Source organism: Halorhabdus utahensis DSM 12940, assembly GCF_000023945.1.
Taxonomy (GTDB): domain Archaea; phylum Halobacteriota; class Halobacteria; order Halobacteriales; family Haloarculaceae; genus Halorhabdus; species Halorhabdus utahensis.
Genome location: NC_013158.1, coordinates 674,707 through 691,540, shown reverse-complemented (window position 1 = coordinate 691,540; position 16,834 = coordinate 674,707). Strand labels below are relative to the sequence as shown.

Annotated in this window: 17 protein-coding genes; 11 read left to right on the top strand and 6 right to left on the bottom strand. The window is 65.4% G+C overall.

Going from position 1 to position 16,834, the window contains the following annotated elements; genetic code table 11:
* Positions 1 to 45: 45 nt before the first annotated feature.
* On the bottom strand, positions 46 to 648 hold the full coding sequence (locus HUTA_RS03430) for a DUF456 domain-containing protein (RefSeq protein ID WP_245529125.1): 603 nt from the start codon (positions 646 to 648) through the stop codon (positions 46 to 48).
* Between the two features lie 42 nt (positions 649 to 690).
* On the opposite strand from HUTA_RS03430, the gene HUTA_RS03425 reads away from it, so the two are divergent.
* The 10 genes from HUTA_RS03425 (at position 691) to HUTA_RS03380 (ending at position 10,928) form a co-directional block, all read left to right on the top strand.
* Positions 691 to 1,761: an ABC transporter ATP-binding protein gene (locus HUTA_RS03425; protein ID WP_015788465.1), complete on the top strand. Its 1,071-nt coding sequence runs from the start codon at positions 691 to 693 to the stop codon at positions 1,759 to 1,761.
* Entirely contained in the window at positions 1,758 to 2,588 is an 831-nt protein-coding gene (locus tag HUTA_RS03420) for an ABC transporter permease (RefSeq protein WP_015788464.1), read from the top strand. Before HUTA_RS03425 ends, HUTA_RS03420 begins: the two co-directional genes overlap by 4 nt.
* Positions 2,589 to 2,735: 147 nt before the next feature.
* Entirely contained in the window at positions 2,736 to 3,008 is a 273-nt protein-coding gene (locus HUTA_RS03415) for an NADH-quinone oxidoreductase subunit J (RefSeq protein ID WP_015788463.1), read from the top strand.
* Positions 3,005 to 3,325, top strand: a complete 321-nt coding sequence (locus HUTA_RS03410) for a hypothetical protein (protein WP_015788462.1) — start codon at positions 3,005 to 3,007, stop codon at positions 3,323 to 3,325. The genes HUTA_RS03415 and HUTA_RS03410 overlap by 4 nt, the downstream gene beginning before the upstream one ends.
* Positions 3,325 to 3,627: an NADH-quinone oxidoreductase subunit NuoK gene (gene nuoK, locus HUTA_RS03405; RefSeq protein WP_015788461.1), complete on the top strand. Its 303-nt coding sequence runs from the start codon at positions 3,325 to 3,327 to the stop codon at positions 3,625 to 3,627. The genes HUTA_RS03410 and nuoK overlap by 1 nt, the downstream gene beginning before the upstream one ends.
* A 1-nt stretch (position 3,628) precedes the next feature.
* The gene (gene nuoL / locus HUTA_RS03400) at positions 3,629 to 5,647 is read left to right on the top strand and encodes an NADH-quinone oxidoreductase subunit L (RefSeq protein ID WP_015788460.1); all 2,019 of its coding nucleotides are present in this window, start codon (positions 3,629 to 3,631) and stop codon (positions 5,645 to 5,647) included.
* Positions 5,647 to 7,179 (top strand): complex I subunit 4 family protein, encoded by a 1,533-nt coding sequence (locus HUTA_RS03395; protein WP_015788459.1) that lies wholly within the window; start codon positions 5,647 to 5,649, stop codon positions 7,177 to 7,179. The genes nuoL and HUTA_RS03395 overlap by 1 nt, the downstream gene beginning before the upstream one ends.
* Positions 7,179 to 8,669, top strand: a complete 1,491-nt coding sequence (locus HUTA_RS03390) for an NADH-quinone oxidoreductase subunit N (RefSeq protein ID WP_015788458.1) — start codon at positions 7,179 to 7,181, stop codon at positions 8,667 to 8,669. The genes HUTA_RS03395 and HUTA_RS03390 overlap by 1 nt, the downstream gene beginning before the upstream one ends.
* Before the next feature lie 70 nt (positions 8,670 to 8,739).
* Positions 8,740 to 9,711, top strand: a complete 972-nt coding sequence (gene mvaD, locus HUTA_RS03385) for a phosphomevalonate decarboxylase MvaD (protein WP_015788457.1) — start codon at positions 8,740 to 8,742, stop codon at positions 9,709 to 9,711.
* A 65-nt stretch (positions 9,712 to 9,776) separates the two neighbouring features.
* Entirely contained in the window at positions 9,777 to 10,928 is a 1,152-nt protein-coding gene (locus tag HUTA_RS03380) for an NAD(P)/FAD-dependent oxidoreductase (RefSeq protein ID WP_015788456.1), read from the top strand.
* On the opposite strand, the gene HUTA_RS03375 is transcribed toward HUTA_RS03380, so the two are convergent.
* A complete protein-coding gene (locus HUTA_RS03375) occupies positions 10,925 to 11,926 on the bottom strand; it encodes a chemotaxis protein CheW (protein WP_015788455.1) in 1,002 nt (333 codons plus the stop codon). The genes HUTA_RS03380 and HUTA_RS03375 overlap by 4 nt on opposite strands.
* On the bottom strand, positions 11,923 to 12,834 hold the full coding sequence (locus tag HUTA_RS03370; protein ID WP_015788454.1) for a ParA family protein: 912 nt from the start codon (positions 12,832 to 12,834) through the stop codon (positions 11,923 to 11,925). Before HUTA_RS03370 ends, HUTA_RS03375 begins: the two co-directional genes overlap by 4 nt.
* A 202-nt stretch (positions 12,835 to 13,036) precedes the next feature.
* Between HUTA_RS03370 and HUTA_RS03365 the strand changes: the two genes are divergently transcribed.
* Entirely contained in the window at positions 13,037 to 13,534 is a 498-nt protein-coding gene (locus HUTA_RS03365; protein WP_015788453.1) for a FlaD/FlaE family flagellar protein, read from the top strand.
* Positions 13,535 to 13,639: 105 nt separating this feature from the next.
* On the opposite strand, the gene HUTA_RS03360 is transcribed toward HUTA_RS03365, so the two are convergent.
* From HUTA_RS03360 to tenA, 3 genes are read right to left on the bottom strand one after another with little or no spacing between them, the layout of a single operon-like run.
* Positions 13,640 to 15,163: a sodium:solute symporter family protein gene (locus tag HUTA_RS03360; protein WP_015788452.1), complete on the bottom strand. Its 1,524-nt coding sequence runs from the start codon at positions 15,161 to 15,163 to the stop codon at positions 13,640 to 13,642.
* A complete protein-coding gene (locus HUTA_RS03355; RefSeq protein WP_015788451.1) occupies positions 15,157 to 15,906 on the bottom strand; it encodes a TenA family protein in 750 nt (249 codons plus the stop codon). Before HUTA_RS03355 ends, HUTA_RS03360 begins: the two co-directional genes overlap by 7 nt.
* A complete protein-coding gene (tenA, locus tag HUTA_RS03350; protein WP_015788450.1) occupies positions 15,903 to 16,568 on the bottom strand; it encodes a thiaminase II in 666 nt (221 codons plus the stop codon). Before tenA ends, HUTA_RS03355 begins: the two co-directional genes overlap by 4 nt.
* Between the last annotated feature and the right edge of the window lie 266 nt (positions 16,569 to 16,834).

Below are 16,834 nucleotides of genomic sequence, written 5' to 3'. Positions count from 1 at the left end.
GATCCGAGATCGCCAAGCCGATAGCTTTCGGGGCACCGACCGACCTCAGATTACGAGCCCAATGAGAAACGCCACCAGCATCGACAGCGTCAGGACGAACTGCATCACGCTCGATCCAAGGGTGCCAACCAGAGCGTAGGCGGCGGCCTTCAGGCTCTCTCCCCGCGCTCTCCCCCGGTAGAGTTCGAGGACGAAGACGGTGGCCGTAATGCCGAGGACGATTCCCACCGGCCCGAGCGGGAAGAACAACAGCACGCCGACGACCGCGCCGGCGACGCTACTGAGCGTCGAGGCACCGCCGGCTTTTGCGGCGATCGCGCCCGCCAGGTAGTCCACCACGACGACGAGCACCCCGACGGCGAGGAAGCCGACGAGGACGAACGGCCCGGGGGTCACGTAGCCGGTACTCCACCAGTAGACGACGATCCCACCGATCGAGAGCAGGCCCGCGGGGACCATCGGCACGAAACTCCCGATGACGCCGCCGACCAGCAACGCCAGGGCGATGAGGAGGAAGACGGTGATCTCCATGGGACACAGTCGACGTTCGGCGTTGAAGTGCCCACCGACACACTTGACTGGTTGCTCCTGGACACTTCGTCGCCAGGCGTCGACGTGCGGACCGCGAGTCGAAGCCGTGACAGACATGTACTTTTACTTCACCGGCCGGTGAACGGCGGGACGACACCGATGTCGGGTTCCCGCCACAACGTTGATCACGCCTCCGACGGACCACCCCCAGACACCACCACCGATGGCGAGCAGGCGCTCACTCCAGAGACAGCCGCGCTCTCCGTCGATGGATTGTCGAAGACCTTCGGCAGCGGCGAGGACAAAGTCACCGCGGTCGACGACGTCTCTTTCACGGTCGAACCCGGCGAAGTCGTCGGGTTGCTCGGCCCAAACGGCGCGGGCAAGACGACCACGATCAAGTCGATCCTGGGGCTGGTTCTCCCCGACGAGGGCGACGTTCGGATTCAGGGAGTTGACGTCGCTGACCGCCCACGTCGGGCGTACGAACACGTCGACGCGATGCTGGAGGGTGCTCGCAACGACTACTGGCGGCTCACCGTTCGGGAGAACCTCCGGTATTTCGCGGCGATCCGCGGCAACGATCCGGACACACTTGATGATCGCCATACCGAATTACTGGAGGCGTTCGACATCGCCGAGGAGGCCGACACGGAGGTCCGTGACCTCTCGCGAGGCATGAAACAGAAAGTCTCGCTGGCCAGCGTCCTCGCCGGTGACGTCTCGGTCGCCTTCCTCGACGAGCCCACGCTCGGACTGGACGTCGAGAGTTCGCTGACGCTGCAGCGCGAGCTGGTCAGGCTGGTCGAGGAGCGCGAGCTGACGCTGTTCGTCTCCAGTCACGACATGGACGTCATCGAAGCCGTCTGTGATCGGGTGATCATCATGAACCAGGGACGGATCGTCGTCGATGACACGGTGGCGAATCTGCTCGACGGCTTCGAGACGACGGGCTATCGCATCACGGCCCGCGGGCTGGACGAGCCGACGCTTGCCGATCTCCAGGATCGATTCGAGCTGTCGGCCGTCGAACGGCTGGACGGCCGTGTTCGCTTCGAAGTGGCGGCCGACTCGGCGACCTTTTATCGGCTGACCGACGCGCTGGAGGCGGCCGACGTTGAACTCGGCGGCGTCGAGACGGTCCAGCCGGACCTCGCGGAGGCGTTCCTCGAAGTGACCGGAAACGGTGATTCGCTGGCCAACGGGGCTACGGGAGGGACAGACCAATGACTAATGGTGACACTGGTCGAGGGCGCGCGACTGCCGGCAACGAACCCCCACGATCTGGCGGGTATTACCACCTCATGAAGGCTGTGATCCACCGGGACCTGGTGATCTGGCTCCGATATCCCGTCAACGCCGCGACCGGGATCCTGATGGCCCTGATCTTCTTCGGCCTTATCTTCTACGGCGGGCGGCTGGTCGCCGGCCAGGCCATCGACGATACCATCGAGGGGTTGATCGTGGGCTACTTCCTGTGGACGCTTGCCCAGGGGGCGTACTTCGGGATCACGAACGACGTCCAGGCCGAGGCCGGTTGGGGCACGTTGGAGCGGCACTTCATGACGCCCTTTGGCTTCGGCCCGGTGATCCTCGCGAAGTCGATCGCCGTCGTCCTCCGGACGTTTCTCACGTCTGCGGTCGTGCTGGCGGCGATGCTCGTGATGACTGGCCGGAGCCTCGAATTGCCGCTCGTGACTGTGGTCGTCGTGGCAGCCCTCGCGGTCGCCTCGGCGTTCGGTCTCGGGCTGGCGATGGGTGGGCTGAGCGTATTGTATAAGCGTATCAACAACGTGGCGAACCTCCTCCAGTTCGCGTTTATCGGGCTGATCTCCGCGCCGGTGTTCGAGATACCCTGGACGCGAATCCTCCCGCTGGTCCAGGGGAGTGCGCTCCTGCAGGTCGTCATGCGGGACGGCGACAGACTCTGGGAACTCGACCCGCTCGCGCTCGCGATTCTGGTCGGGACTGCCGGCTTCTATCTCGGGGCCGGTTATCTCGCGTTCGTCCTGGCGACCAGGCGGGCGCGGCGTCTCGGGGTCCTCGGCGATTACTGAGCGGCATATTTTCGAATTCTGTCAAAACAGATCATCCTGATTTCTGGTGGACGACAGGCTCCTAGCCGTGATGTCGGCTGTAATTGCCGGAATCTTTGAACGATAAGGTAATCTTCAAAGGGCGTGCGGGCGCATTGGGGTAGTAGCATGGGAGTACTCGAACTGATCGCTTTTGGGCTGTTCGCACTGACGACCGTCGGTGCCAGCCTGGGGGTCGTGCTGGTACGTGACGTCTGGCACGCGGCGCTGATGCTAGGTATCGCCCTGCTCAGCGTCGCCGTCTTCTACGTCATGAACCAGGCACCGTTCGTCGCCGCGATGCAGGTACTGGTGTACGTCGGCGGCGTCCTCATCCTGATTAGCTTCGCCGTCATGTTGACGCGCCGCAATGATCCTGACTCGGATGGGGTGGCACAGTGAGCCGTCCCCGTCTGGCGACGGACCTGCGGGCGAGCCACGGCGTGGCGGCGATCGCGCTGTTCGCCGTCCTCGCTGCGGTGTTCGTCACCGCGAACTTCCCCGAGGCGGCCGGCTTCGAGGCCGACCTCAGCATCACTGAGGGGATCGGCTACGCGCTGTTCGACATGGCCGGCCAGTCCGCCCTTGTCACCGAGGGCTTTCTGGTGTCGTTCGTCCTGATCGCCGTCGTTCTCGACGCGGCGCTTGACGGCGCGATCTTGCTCGCCCGGGACGAAGACGGCTCGGTACTCTCCGGGAACGATGGTGGTGATCAGTGATGGTCGGTGTCATTCCGTACCTCCTGCTGTCGGCTGCTGTCTTCGCTATCGGCGTCTTCGGCGTGCTGACGCGCCGGAACGCCCTGATTTTCCTCATGTCCGTCGAGTTGATGCTCAATGCCGCGAACATCAACTTCGTGGCGTTCTCGCTGCACTACGGCAACCTGACGGGGCAGGTGTTCGCACTGTTCGTGATGGCGCTGGCCGCCGCCGAGGTCGCAGTCGGCATCGGCATCATCCTCGTCCTGTACCGTAACTTCGGTGATATCGACGTGACCGTTCCGACGACGATGCGGTGGTAACATGACAGGAATATTTGACTTCGCTCCGGCGATCGCATTGCTCCCGCTGGCCGCCTTCGTCGTCGTGCTGCTCGGCGGCAATTACCTGCCAAAGCGCGGCGCGCTGGCCGGCATCGCCGCGCTGGGGGGCTCGCTCGTCCTCTCGGCGCTTTCGCTGGTGGCCGTGGCCAACGGCGATCCGTACCACGCGGAACTCTATACGTTCCTCTCCGGAGAGGGCGCGATCAGTCTGCACTTCGGCATCCTGATCGATCCGCTCTCGGCGCTGATGCTCACCCTCGTTTCGTTGATCGCCCTGCTGGTCTTCGTCTTCTCGCTCGGGTACATGAACGACGAAGGAGAGGGCGGCCTCCGGCGGTACTACGCCGAGCTCTCGCTGTTCGCCTTCAGTATGCTCGCCTTCGTCTTCGCGGACAATCTCCTGATGGCGTTCATGTTCTTCGAACTCGTCGGGCTGTGTTCGTACCTGCTGATCGGCTTTTGGTTCCGCGAACCCGGGCCGGCGTCGGCCGCGAAGAAAGCCTTCCTCGTGACCCGTTTCGGGGACTACTTCTTCCTCGTGGGCACCGTCGCCATCCTCTCGATGTTCGGCACCGGGCTGTTCGTCGGCGAGGAGGGCTTCCCGAAACTCGCCCAGCATGCGATCGACGGGGGCCAGACTTTCTATGGCCTGGGTGCGGAGACGGCCATTACGCTCGCTGGTCTGCTGGTGCTCGGCGGTGTGATCGGCAAGTCCGCCCAGTTCCCGCTACACACGTGGCTCCCTGACGCGATGGAGGGTCCGACCCCCGTCTCGGCGCTGATCCACGCGGCGACGATGGTCGCCGCCGGCGTCTACCTCGTCGCGCGGATGTACGGCTTCTACCTGCTTTCCCCGACCGCCCTGGGCGTGATCGCCCTCGTCGGCGGATTCACCGCGCTCTTTGCGGCGTCGATGGCGCTGGTCAAACAGGAACTCAAGCAGGTGCTCGCCTATTCGACGATCTCCCAGTACGGGTATATGATGCTCGCGCTGGGCGGCGGCGGGTACGTCGCGGCGGTTTTCCACCTCACGACCCACGCGATATTTAAGGCGCTGCTGTTCCTGGGTGCCGGGTCGGTCATCATCGCCATGCACCACAACGAGAACATGTGGGACATGGGTGGGCTCAAAGACAAGATGCCCGTGACCTACTACGCGTTCCTCTCGGGCTCGCTCGCGCTTGCTGGCATCTTCCCCTTTGCCGGCTTCTGGTCGAAAGACGAGGTGCTCTACGAGACGCTGATCCACGGGCTGGGCGGCTCGCCGCTCCTGCTCGCCGGCTACGCGATGGGACTGGCCGCCGTCGCCTTCACCGGCTTTTACACCTTCCGGATGGTCCTGCTGACCTTCCACGGCGAGCCCCGGACGGAGACGGCCGAGAACCCCCATGCGGTCCGGTGGAACGTCAAACTCCCGTTGGCCGTGCTCGGGATCCTGGCGGCCGTCGGCGGCGTCATCAACCTCGCGCCGGTCGAGAAGGTTACGGGCGTCCACCTGACCTTCCTCCACGACTGGCTGGGGAGCGCCACGGAACTACTCTCGGTTCATCACTACGAAGTGCTGCTCCACGATTACGCGCACTACACGGCCGAGAACCCGCTCGGCGAGGTCGGAACCGTCCTCGCGGGCGCAGCGGTTTCGCTCGGCCTCGCTCTCCTGGGGGCCGGCATCGCCTATCGACTCTATGCCGTGCCGGATCCCGAGGAACACACGGACCGGCTCGGCGGCCTCAAGACGTTGCTCATGAACAACTACTACCAGGACGAGTATCAGGTCTGGCTGGCCCGGGGCGTGACGGTACCGATCGCCCGCGCGGCCGACACATTCGATCAGAGTATCGTCGACGGCGTCGTCAACGCCACTAGTAGCGTGAGCCTCTTCGGCAGCGAGCGCGTCCGCCGGATCCAGTCCGGCGTCGTGACCAACTACGCCTCGCTGGTCACGCTCGGGCTGGTCGCGTTGCTGGTCGCCTTCGCACTGCTCGGGGGGTGGTTCTAATGCTGCTCGAAGCCCTCCTCGTGAGCGTGCTGGTCGGTGCCGGTGTCGTTGCGCTGGCCCCGAACCGCTACGCCGGCAAACTCGCTGCCGTCCTCAGCCTCGTCCCGCTCGGCGGGAGCCTCTACCTGTGGTCGGCCTTCGACGGGGCGAGCAATGCCCTGCTCGGTAACGATCCCGCCTTCGAGACCCAGTTCGCCTGGTTCGATCTGGGGCCGTACGCGCTGCAGTGGCACGTCGGCCTCGACGGCGTGAGCCTGCCGTTGCTGGTCCTGACGACGATCCTCACGACGGCAGCGATCGTTTCGGCCTGGACGCCGATCGACGAGCGGGAGTCGCAGTTCTACGCCTTGGTGCTCCTGCTCGAGGCGGGACTGTTGGGCGTCTTCGCCGCACTGGACTTCTTCCTGTGGTTCGTCTTCTGGGAGGTCGTGCTGGTCCCGATGTACTTCCTGATCGGGATCTGGGGCGGCCCGCGCCGGAAGTACGCCGCGATCAAGTTCTTCGTCTACACCAACGTGGCGAGCCTGGTGATGTTCATCGGGTTCATCGCGCTGGTGTTCGGGCTGGGCGACAGCGTCGCCAGCCTCGACCTGCCGGTGATCGCCCAGACGCTCCAGGAAGAGGGTGCGCTCGGTAGCTTCGCCGGGTTGGAGCCGGATGCACTGAAGGCGACAGCCTTCCTCGCGATGTTCGCCGGGTTCGCGGTCAAGGTCCCGATCGTCCCGGTCCACACCTGGCTGCCGGACGCCCACGTCGAAGCGCCGACGCCGGTGTCGGTGCTGCTCGCGGGCGTCCTCCTGAAGATGGGGACCTACGCCCTGCTGCGGTTCAACTTCACCATGCTGCCCGACGTCGCGGCGGCCAACGCGACGATCATCGGGATCTTCGCCGTCGTGAGCGTCATCTACGGCGCGATGCTCGCGCTGGCCCAGCGCGACCTCAAACGGATCGTGGCGTACTCCTCGATCTCGTCGATGGGCTACGTCCTGCTCGGGTTGATCGCCTACACCGTCCACGGCGTGGGCGGGGCGACCTTCCAGATGGTCAGCCACGGATTCATCTCCGGGCTGATGTTCATGGTCGTCGGCGTGGTCTACAACCAGACCCACACCCGGATGGTCGGCGACATGTCCGGGCTGGCGGATCGACTGCCGGTGACCGCGGGGATCTTCGTCGCGGCGGCCTTCGGCTACATGGGGCTGCCGCTGATGAGTGGGTTCATCGGGGAGGCGCTGATCTTCATCGGCGCGTTCCCATCGGACGTGCTCCCGGGCGCGCCGCTGTTCACCGCCAGCGCGATGTTCGGTATCGTGATCGTCGCCGGCTACCTCCTCTTTGCGATGCAGCGGGCGCTGTTCGGGCCGTTCGACCTCGCGACCGACTACGAACTCTCTCGCGCACCAGTCCAGGACGTTGCGCCGTTGCTCGTCCTGCTCGCCTGTGTGATTATCCTCGGGATCCATCCTGACCTGTTCTACGGGATGATCCAGGACGCGGTTGCGCCCATCGTCGAACTCGGAGGTGGTGTCTGATGGCAGCCATAGAACTCCCACAGTGGGCCGCGCTCGCACCCGCGCTCGTACTCGGGCTGACGGCGCTTGCCCTGTTCGTGATCGACAGCATCGAGCCGGAACCCGACACGACGAACACCGGTCTTCTCACTGGCGTTGGACTCGCCGGCGCACTCGCCGCACTCGCGTTCAACGTCTGGTTCCTGGTCGCCGGCACGGGGAATCCGGCCGCGATCGAACTGTTCGGCGATCAGTTGCTCGTCGACGGGATGACGCTGTTCTTCGGGACGATCGTCGCCAGCGTCCTCGCACTGGTCGTTCTCGGGAGCTACGACTACTATACTGGCGTGCCCTACCGGGCGGAGTACTTCTCGCTACTCTTCCTGGCGGCGACCGGGATGACACTGCTCGGCGCGGTCAACAGCTTCGCGACGGCACTGTTGGCGCTGGAACTGGCGAGTCTTCCCTCCTACGCGCTGGTGGCTTCGCTGAAGGACAACAAGGGCAGCGTCGAGGGCGGGCTGAAGTACTTCCTCGTCGGTGCGCTGTCCTCGGCGATCCTCGTCTACGGGATCAGCCTGGTCTACGCCGCGACGGGCCACCTCGCGTTCACCGAGGTCGCGGGCGCACTCGGCGATGCCCCGGCCGGCATTCTGGGCGTCGGCGTCGTGATGGTCGCCGGCGGCGTCGCCTTCAAGACCGCGAGCGTCCCCTTCCACTTCTGGGCCCCCGAGGCCTACGAGGGCGCGCCGACGCCGATCTCGGCGTTCCTCTCCTCGGCGTCGAAGGCCGCCGGATTCGTCCTCGCGTTCCGGCTCTTCACGACCGCGTTCCCCTATGACCTCATCAGCGGCACCATCGACTGGCTGCTCCTCTTCCAGATCCTGGCGGTCGCCACGATGGTGCTGGGGAACTTCGCCGCGGCGACCCAGCGGAGCGTCAAGCGGATGCTCGCGTACTCTTCGATCGGTCACGCGGGGTACGTCCTGATCTCGCTTGCGGCGCTGACGCCACAGGCCGACGGTAGCCTGGTGCTCGGGGCCGGCATGCTCCACCTGCTGGTCTACGGGTTCATGAACACCGGCGCGTTCATGTTCGTCGCGCTGGCGGAGTACTGGGACGTCGGCCGGACCTTCGAGGACTACAACGGCCTGGCGCGGGAAGCCCCGGTCGCCGCCGTGGCGATGACGATCTTCCTGTTCAGCCTCGCGGGCCTGCCCGTCGGCGCGGGCTTCCTTTCGAAGTACGTCCTCTTCGGCGCGGCTGTCAACGCAGGCGTGTGGTGGCTGGCCGCGGTCGGCGCGATCGCCAGTGCCCTGAGCCTGTTCTACTACTCGCGGGTCGTCAAGGCGCTGTGGTTCGAGGAGCCGACCCAGGCCTTCGAGATCGACTCGTACCCGATCGGGCTGTACACCGCCATCATCGTCGCGGCGGTCGTGACGGTGTTGCTCCTGCCTGCCTTCGGCTTCCCGAGCGAGGAAGCGATCGCCGCCGCGGGCGCACTGGTGTAGATCTCGGTCATTCGACGCCGATAGTTACCGATTACGCGGCATCTAAGTGCAACCCACTGCACCAGCAGGTATGAAAGCGACAGCGACGGCCCACCCGATCCAGGGGCTGGTGAAGTACCACGGGATACGCGACCCCGAACTCCGGACGCCGTATCACGATTCGATCAGCCTCTGCACTGCGCCGAGTAACTCCACGACGACGGTCGCCTTCGAACCCGAGCGTCCCGAGGACGAGTACGTCATCGACGGCGAACACATCGACGGGCGCGGGGCCGAGCGCATCCGGACCGTCGTCGATAACGTTCGCGAACGGGCCGATCTCGACGAGCGCGTCCGCGTCGCAAGTGAGAACAACTTCCCGTCGAACGTCGGCTTTGGCTCCTCGGCGTCGGGATTCGCGGCGCTGGCGACTGCTCTCGTTGAGGCCGCTGGCCTGGACCTCTCACGCCCGGAGATCTCGACGATTGCCCGCCGCGGCTCGACCTCGGCGGCGCGGGCGGTCACGGGTGGCTTTTCGGATCTGCGGGCGGGCAGTAACGACGCCGACTGCCGTTCGAAGCGACTCGACGTCCCCTTGGAGGATGACGTTCGCATCGTCGGCGCAGTGATTCCTGCATACAAAGAGACCGAGGCGGCCCACGAGGAGGCCGCCGAGAGCCACATGTTCGAGGGCCGACTCGCCCACGTCCACGAGCAACTCGCGGACATGCGCGACGCGCTCGGTCGCGGGGACTTCGAGCGGTCCTTCGAGATCGCCGAACACGACACACTCTCGCTGGCGGCGACGACGATGACCGGACCGAGCGGCTGGGTCTACTGGCAACCCGAGAGCCTCGAAGTCTTCGAGACGGTTCGGGACCTTCGCGACGACGGGGTTCCCGTCTACTTCTCCGGGGATACCGGCGCAAGCATCTACGTCAACACCACGGCCGAGTACGTCGACCGCGTCGAATCGGCGATCGAAACCCTCGGGATCGAGACGCTCACCTGGCGCGTCGGTGGCCCCGCGCGCGTCCGTGATCCCGAGAAGGCACTGTTCTGATCGGTCTCAGTTGCAGGGTCCCGGTCGGTCCGTGCCTTTAGGCTACTGGCGCGCTAACCGCCTGTATGCGCGTCGCTATCTTCGGAGCGGGATACGCCGGCCTCGGTGTTGCCAGACGGCTGGAACGAACGTTGCCCGACGACGACGATCTGGTTGTCGTCGACGAGTCAGGCGAGCACGTCGTCCGGCACCTCCTGCATCGGGGAATCCGCTACCCTGAGGAACTAGCGCACGTTCGCCTGCCGCTCGGTACGGTTCTCGAGCGCGCGACGATCCGGGAGGCCAGCGTCGAGGCCCTCGATCACACCGCGGGTGTCGCTACCCTCGCCGACGGCGAGACGCTCGCCTATGACCTCGGTGTCGTCACCTTGGGCGGGGAACCCGAATTCTACGGTCTCGAAGACGTCATCGAGCACGCCACGCCGTTACATCGACCGTCCGACGTCGAAACGATCCGGGCCGACTTCGAGGCAGTTCTGGAAGACGGCGGCCGCGTCGTCGTCGGTGGCGGTGGACTGACCGGCATCCAGACGGCTGGCGAACTCGCCGCGCTCGCCCGGCACCGCGACGCGAGCGAGACGGTCGAGGTGACCCTCCTCGAGCAGAGCGACGCCGTCCCGCCGGGGTTCGACGATCGATTGCAAACCGCCGTCGGGGACGCGCTGGAGGCGGCCGGGGTGGTTCTTCACCCATCGACCACGATCACCGGCGCGACCGCGGACGCCGTCGCGGTGGCGGACGGCGAACCGATCCCCTACGAGCAGTTCGTCTGGGCGGGCGGGATCCAGGGGCCGGTGGCTCAGGCCGGCGACCGGCCGACGGTGCCGGCGACGCTTCGACTGAGTGAGAACGCGTTTGCGCTCGGCGATGCCGCCCAAGTCGTCGACGCCGATGGGACGCGCGTGCCGCCGACGGCACACGCGGCGATCCGCCAGGCCGGCGTCGCGGCGACGAACGTCACTCGCGTTATCGAGTATCGCCGGGAAAACGGCGGCTTTGCGCCCCGACTCGAGCGCTATCGTCACGACGAGACGGGCTGGCTCGTCAGCGTCGGCGACGACGCCGTCGCCAAGGTCGGTCCGACGCTTCTCCGTGGTGACGCGGCGAAAGCCGTCAAGACGACCGTCGGGGCCGGGTATCTATCGAGTATCGGTGCCTTCGGAGACGCGGGGGCCCACCTCCGGGAGACTGTCTTCGGCCAGTCGCCGGACGCCTAGTCTGTTTCCTCGACGTCGAGCGCCAGCTCGGGTGTCGTCCAGATCACGAATTCGTCCTCGCGCTCGATGACGCCGTTGATGTAGGGTTCCTGGATCGGCGACTCCTTGACGTCGGACTCGGCGATGAGCGAGACTTGATCGACGGCGTCGACGAGCCAGCCGATCTCCCCGTGATCTTCGAACACGTCGGCGTCGAAAACGATCATGAGCCGATCGCCGTCGTCCGTCTCGATGTCGGCGGCGACTTTCGGATCCAGGATCGTCGTGATCTGTCCACGCAGGTCGACGACGCCCGTGACGTACTCCGGAGTGTTTGGCACCCGCGTGACGCTCTCCTCGCGCACGATCTCCTCGACGTACTCGATGTCGAGACAGTATCGCTCCTCGCCGAGGCGGAACTCGAGGACGCGCGTCTCTTCCTCGGTCGTCTCCTCGACGTCGGCCCCGGCGATGGTCGCACCGGCCGGCGCGGCCGCCTCGTCTGGCGTCTCGCTGGCCGCGGCGTCTCCTGTCGCCTCAGCGTCGGACAGATCCGTGTCCGTCTCGAACTCGGCGGCCGCCCTGGCTGCCGCCTCGGCAGCCGAGAGCGCATCCGCGTCTTCGTCACTGTCAGACTCGCCCGGTACCGAGTCGGCCCCGTCCTCGTTCGTCTCTGCACCCTTCGATGGCTGTCCGTCGCCCTGGTTTGTCCGAGCCCGCTCTTCACTCACGTCCGTCTTCGCACTGTCCGCGTTCTCGGCAGTCTCGGTGGGTTCGTCACTCTCAGCAGTGTCCCCGGCCCCAGCTACTGTGTCCGGACTTTGCTCGCTCTCGTCGGCTTCGGCGTCGTCGGCTGTGGGTTTCTCGGCGTCGGCATCGTCAGATCTGGGGTTCGAATCGTCATCGCTGTCGTCGCTCATCGCGTCCGTATCCGTTTGCTCCGGATCTCCGCCACGGCGACCCTGGCGTAGATTTTTGATGCGTTCGGCTCTGTCCATGCGCTCGTCGTCGTCACTCATGCTGGCACCTCGGGGCGTTCGACGCCGTATCGCGTTTCGATCTGTGTGGCGATATCGAGAAAGACCGATTCCATGTCTACCGTTTGCTCGTAGGCGAAGATAGATGTGCCGGCCGAGAAGGCACGCTGGAGCGCGACTCGCTTGCGGACCTCCCAGACCGGATAGTCGTCGAAGACGGTTTCGAGCCATTCGAGCATGGCCGTGTCTTCGTTGGTCTGTTCGACCCGGTTGGCGACGACGCCGACCGTGTCGACTTCGATGTCGACCTGCGATTCCAGCGCGGCGATCTGATCGATCAGCAACTCGATGGCCCGCTCGGAACTCGCCTCGGTCAGTGCCGGCACGAGGACGCTGCGGGCCGCGTAAATCGCCGTATCGGTCAGCTTCCCGTAGAACGGCGGCGAGTCGATGAGGATGACGTCGTACTCGGCGTGGAGTTCCGCCAGTGCGCGATCGAGCAGATCGAGCGCGTGCTCGCCGGTCACCGTCTCCGGCGTCACGTTGATCGCCAGCGAGGACAGCGTCGCCGGGTCGACGTCGACCGTCGGGTCAGTCTTCGCCCACGCCACGAGATCAGCGATCGTGAGTTCGTGTTCGGCCTGGAGCAGGTCGACGCTGCTCGGGACGACGTCCATCTCCTCGTGTTCGACGATCAGGTCGTCGATGGAAGACCTCGCCTCCCGGTCGGTCAACACGTCGAACATCGTCGGGGGCTCGGCGTCGTACGCGTCGAGGAGGCCGAGCCCCTCGGTGGCGTTGCCCTGGGGATCCATGTCCACGAACAGGACGTCGTGGCCCCGGTCGTTGAGTGCCCCCGCGACGTTGATCGCGATCGTCGTTTTGCCCGTCCCGCCTTTCGCGTTGGTCACGCAAACAGTGGCGGGCCGGGCCGCTGTGTCGCTGCTCATCGTCAGTTATCGGAATCATCCGTGTCGACAGCTAATAAAAATACGCTCGCGGGTATCAAATGCTGAAATCAGGCCGACGCCGTCGTTCGGTTCGCTGAACCACGTTCCGCCGGCTGGGCGGCGTCTCGGCCCGTCAGACAGGCGTCTGACCGCACTGCAAGATTTAACATACAGTAGCGCGAAGGTACGAGTATCAAAACCTATGTCGATCAATCCCCGGGATTACGACCTCGACGAACTCCGGAAGATGGCCCGTGAGCGTGGCGGGGCCACGATTCCGGTCGGCGACGACGAGGAGGACGGATCCACGCCAGCGCCAGACCTGGATGCCGGCGGCCTGAGCGGTGACGTCCTCGGCGACGACGCGTATCGCTCCCAGCTGTACCGCCAGCTGTTGCCACTGGAAAGTATGGCCGGCGGCGACCCCGAAAAGCCGTATTTACATTCGTTGCCCGAAACGTACGCGGGTGAACTCATCGTCTTCGAGTGGCTATCCTACCTGCTCGAAAAAGCCGGGTTCCGTGGCGCGAACGAGGCCATCGACTACTACGTCGAGGTCAACTGGATCACCGACGATGTCGGCGACGACCTCGATGACTACCTGCTCGGCCTCGACGAGCGCTCGGCCGACGGCGATCTGACCATCGACGATCATCTGTTGAGTCTGGTCCACATCGGCAAGCTGGCGTCGATGCAATGATCTGACGCGGTCCGTCCCGGGCCTCTGTTGTCCGTCTCTTCATCCTTGTGGCTGTTTCCTGCGTGAGAGCCCGCAGCACCGACCACCTCCGATCGTTGTGGCCAGTCAGTCGTCAGCCGGGCTCTCGGCACCGGAGCCGTCGAGGCGGCGGATGCGATGCGATAGCGCGTCGTGGTCGACGGTCGGCGTCGAGAGTTGCGCGGCAACGAGCGCCAGCAGCGTCGAGAGGATGAACGCGCCGGCAAACGACGTGAGATAGAGCCCATCGGGCGCTGGCAGGTGGCCGCCGACGATCGGGATCGCCGTGATGTACTCGCGAAGATCCGGGAAGTACGCCAGGCCGAAGGCGAGTCCGGCGAGGCTGCTGAGGAGCGCGCCGGTTCCGGTCAATCGGCGCGAGTACAGGCCATACAGGAGCGGGAACGCGACGGCGGCTCCGAGCAGATCCGCGAGGAAGAACAGCCGGATAACGCTCCTGGCCCGCAGGCTGACGTAGATGGCTGCCACGGCGATGACGACGGTAAATGCCCTCGCGCCCAGTGCGAGCGTCCGGTCGTCCGGATCGTCGATCAGGCGCGGCAGGTCAGCGGTCACGAGGCTCGAAAGGGCGTTGAACAGCGTGTCGACGGAACTCATCACGAGCAGCAGCGCCAGGAGGACCACGGCCAGGACGAGCCACTCGGGGAAGGACTCGTTCAGCAACAGGAAAAACGAGAGGTCCGCGTTGTACCCCTCGCTGGCGGTCACGACGTTCGCGTGCCCGGCGGCGATAACGCCGAAGAAAGCGGCCACGAGAACGATCAGCCCGTTCGCGAGGGATGCCCGCAGGAAGCCACGCTCGACGGTTTCACTGTCGCTGCCGGCGTAGATGCGTTGCCACCAGGTCTGGTTGATCAACTCCGCACCGAGGATCGCAAACGAGAGCGCGAGGCCGAACTGTAATCCCGGCCAGAAGCCCGGATCGAGCAGCGTCGGATCGGTGGCGACGATCCCGTCGTAGACGGCTCCGGGACCGCCCAGGGCGAACACCGCACCGGCCGCGGCGATGACAAGCAACGGCATGACGATGATCGCCTGGAGGGTGTCAGTGAAGATACTCGCCCGGAGGCCGCCATAGCCCGTATACAGGAGGACGAACCCGCCGACGAGGACGGCGGTCTGCCACTGCGGCACGTCGGCGACCATCGCGAGCGCCCGGGAGATGCCCGTCAGTTCGGCGGCGAGGAACACGAACATGTACAGCCCACTCACGGCGAGGACGAAGGCGTACATCGACGCCCCGTATCTGGCGTGGGCGTACTCCGTCAGCGAGTGACCGTCTGGGATGACCGCCCGGACGCGGGGGCCGATCTTTGCGTAAGCGAGCATTGGCAGGGCTTCGCCGATCGCGTAGCCCACGACCGCGGCGATCCCGAAACTCGCACCGGCCTCGGGGGCCGACAGCAGGATCCAGACGCCCATCACCGAGGCGACGAGCGTCGCCGTCATCCGTTTCTCGCCGACTGAATCGCGGGCCGTGATCAGATCCTCGACCGAGCCGACGCGACCCCGGGAGTGCAACAGGCCGAGCCCGGAAAACGCGACCAGTGTCAGGACGGTGAGTCCGAGGGCGACGCCAGTGCTCACCATGGAACCTCACCTCCGGCGTCGGCGTCCTGGCTGCCGTAGGCCGTCTCGAAGAACGCCCGCTCCAGTTCGACCGTCCGCCGGAAGAGTCGGTCGAGCCGTGCCCGGCGTCGGGGTGAGGCGTCGGCTCCCTCCCGGTCGAGTTCCTCGCGCAACCACCCGACGAACGACCGGAACCCGTCGTTGGCGTGGAGGTCGATCCACTCCCGCAGATAGAACGCGTCCGGGTCGGCGTCGGCCCGCGCGTCGGCCCAGGAGAGATACACCCATTCGGCGGGAACGAGGACGGCCAACGTTTCGGCGTAGCCACCCTCCCGGGCCGCCCGCCCGAGCAGATCCTCGAAGGCTCGGGTCGTCGCGGTCGGCTCGGGGTCGACGTACGCTGATTCAGGGACATCCAGTGCCGCAAACGAGCGCTCGAAGTAGTCGTTCTCGTCGTCAGTCAGGACGGCGAGAAACTCGACGAGGCGCGAGCGGGCGGCCATGTCCGGCGCGTCCCCGACTGCGTGGCCGAACGTGCCGACGAGCGCATCGAGGAAGGCGTAGTCCTGCATGAGGTACCGACGGAAGACGGCGTCGTCGATCGTGTCCGCTGCGAGTTCCTCCGCGAATCGGTGGTCGACGGCCGACGAGAAGTCCGGCTCCGCGCGAGCCCGGAGCCACTCGGTGAATCGCGCGTCGCCACGATCGGCGGCATAGGCTTCGAAGCTGTCCGGGACTGCCTGCGTGGGGGTGGCGTCGCTCATATCGACCACGCCTCCTGCCGCCAGGCGGCGTCCCAGAAGCGATACTCGTAGCGCGCCGAGGTCTCGAACAGCTCCCGATAGCGTTCCCGGTCCTCGGCACTCGATTCAGCGGCGACGGCGTCCATCAGGTCCAGACACCACTCGGTGAGTTCAGTGAACTCCTCGCCGGCGTAGGTGTCGATCCACTCGGCGTACCGATCATCGTCCGGCCGGCCTTGTGCGTCCAGTCGCGTTGCAGTCTCGTTGAAGCCCCACATACAGGGCAACAGCGCGGCCACGGTGTCGCCGAACGTCCCGACGGCGGCCGTCCGCACCAGAAAGTCCGTGTACCCCCGAGTGGTCGGCGATGGCTCGGTCGCTTCGAGTTCCGCCTCGCTGATCCCGAACTCGGCGGCGTACTCGCGGTGGAGATCCATCTCGGTGTTGATCGTCGCGTCGAGCAACTCGGCGAAGCGCCCCATCCGGGCGAGCGAGGGGGCCGTCCCGGCCCCAAGCGCGAACACGCGCCCGTACTCGATCAGGTAGACGTAGTCCTGGCGGACCCAGTGTTTGAAGGGCTCGGGATCCAGCGTCCCCTCGCCCAGCTGGGCCACCATGGGATGGTCGACGATGGCGTCCCAGTACTGCTCGGCAGTCGGTTCCAGATCGTCGGTGAAGCTCATAGATGATGCGTGGAACTCGATGGGCTTATAACTCACTAATACTACCAAATTATACGACGAAACGAGGGTTGTTTCGGAGTTCCGGCCTGCCAGCATAGACACGGTGATCAGATCAAGAACGACGGGAACGGGGAGATCTGTGACACGCCTTCGAGAATGCAAATCCACAGCCGTCGAAAATCTCCGAAAGAGAGTTCACAGGGGCTGGGAAAGCTGAGAAAGGCTAATATGGCGTGGCACGTCCAAACGACTAGTAGTCAGTAACG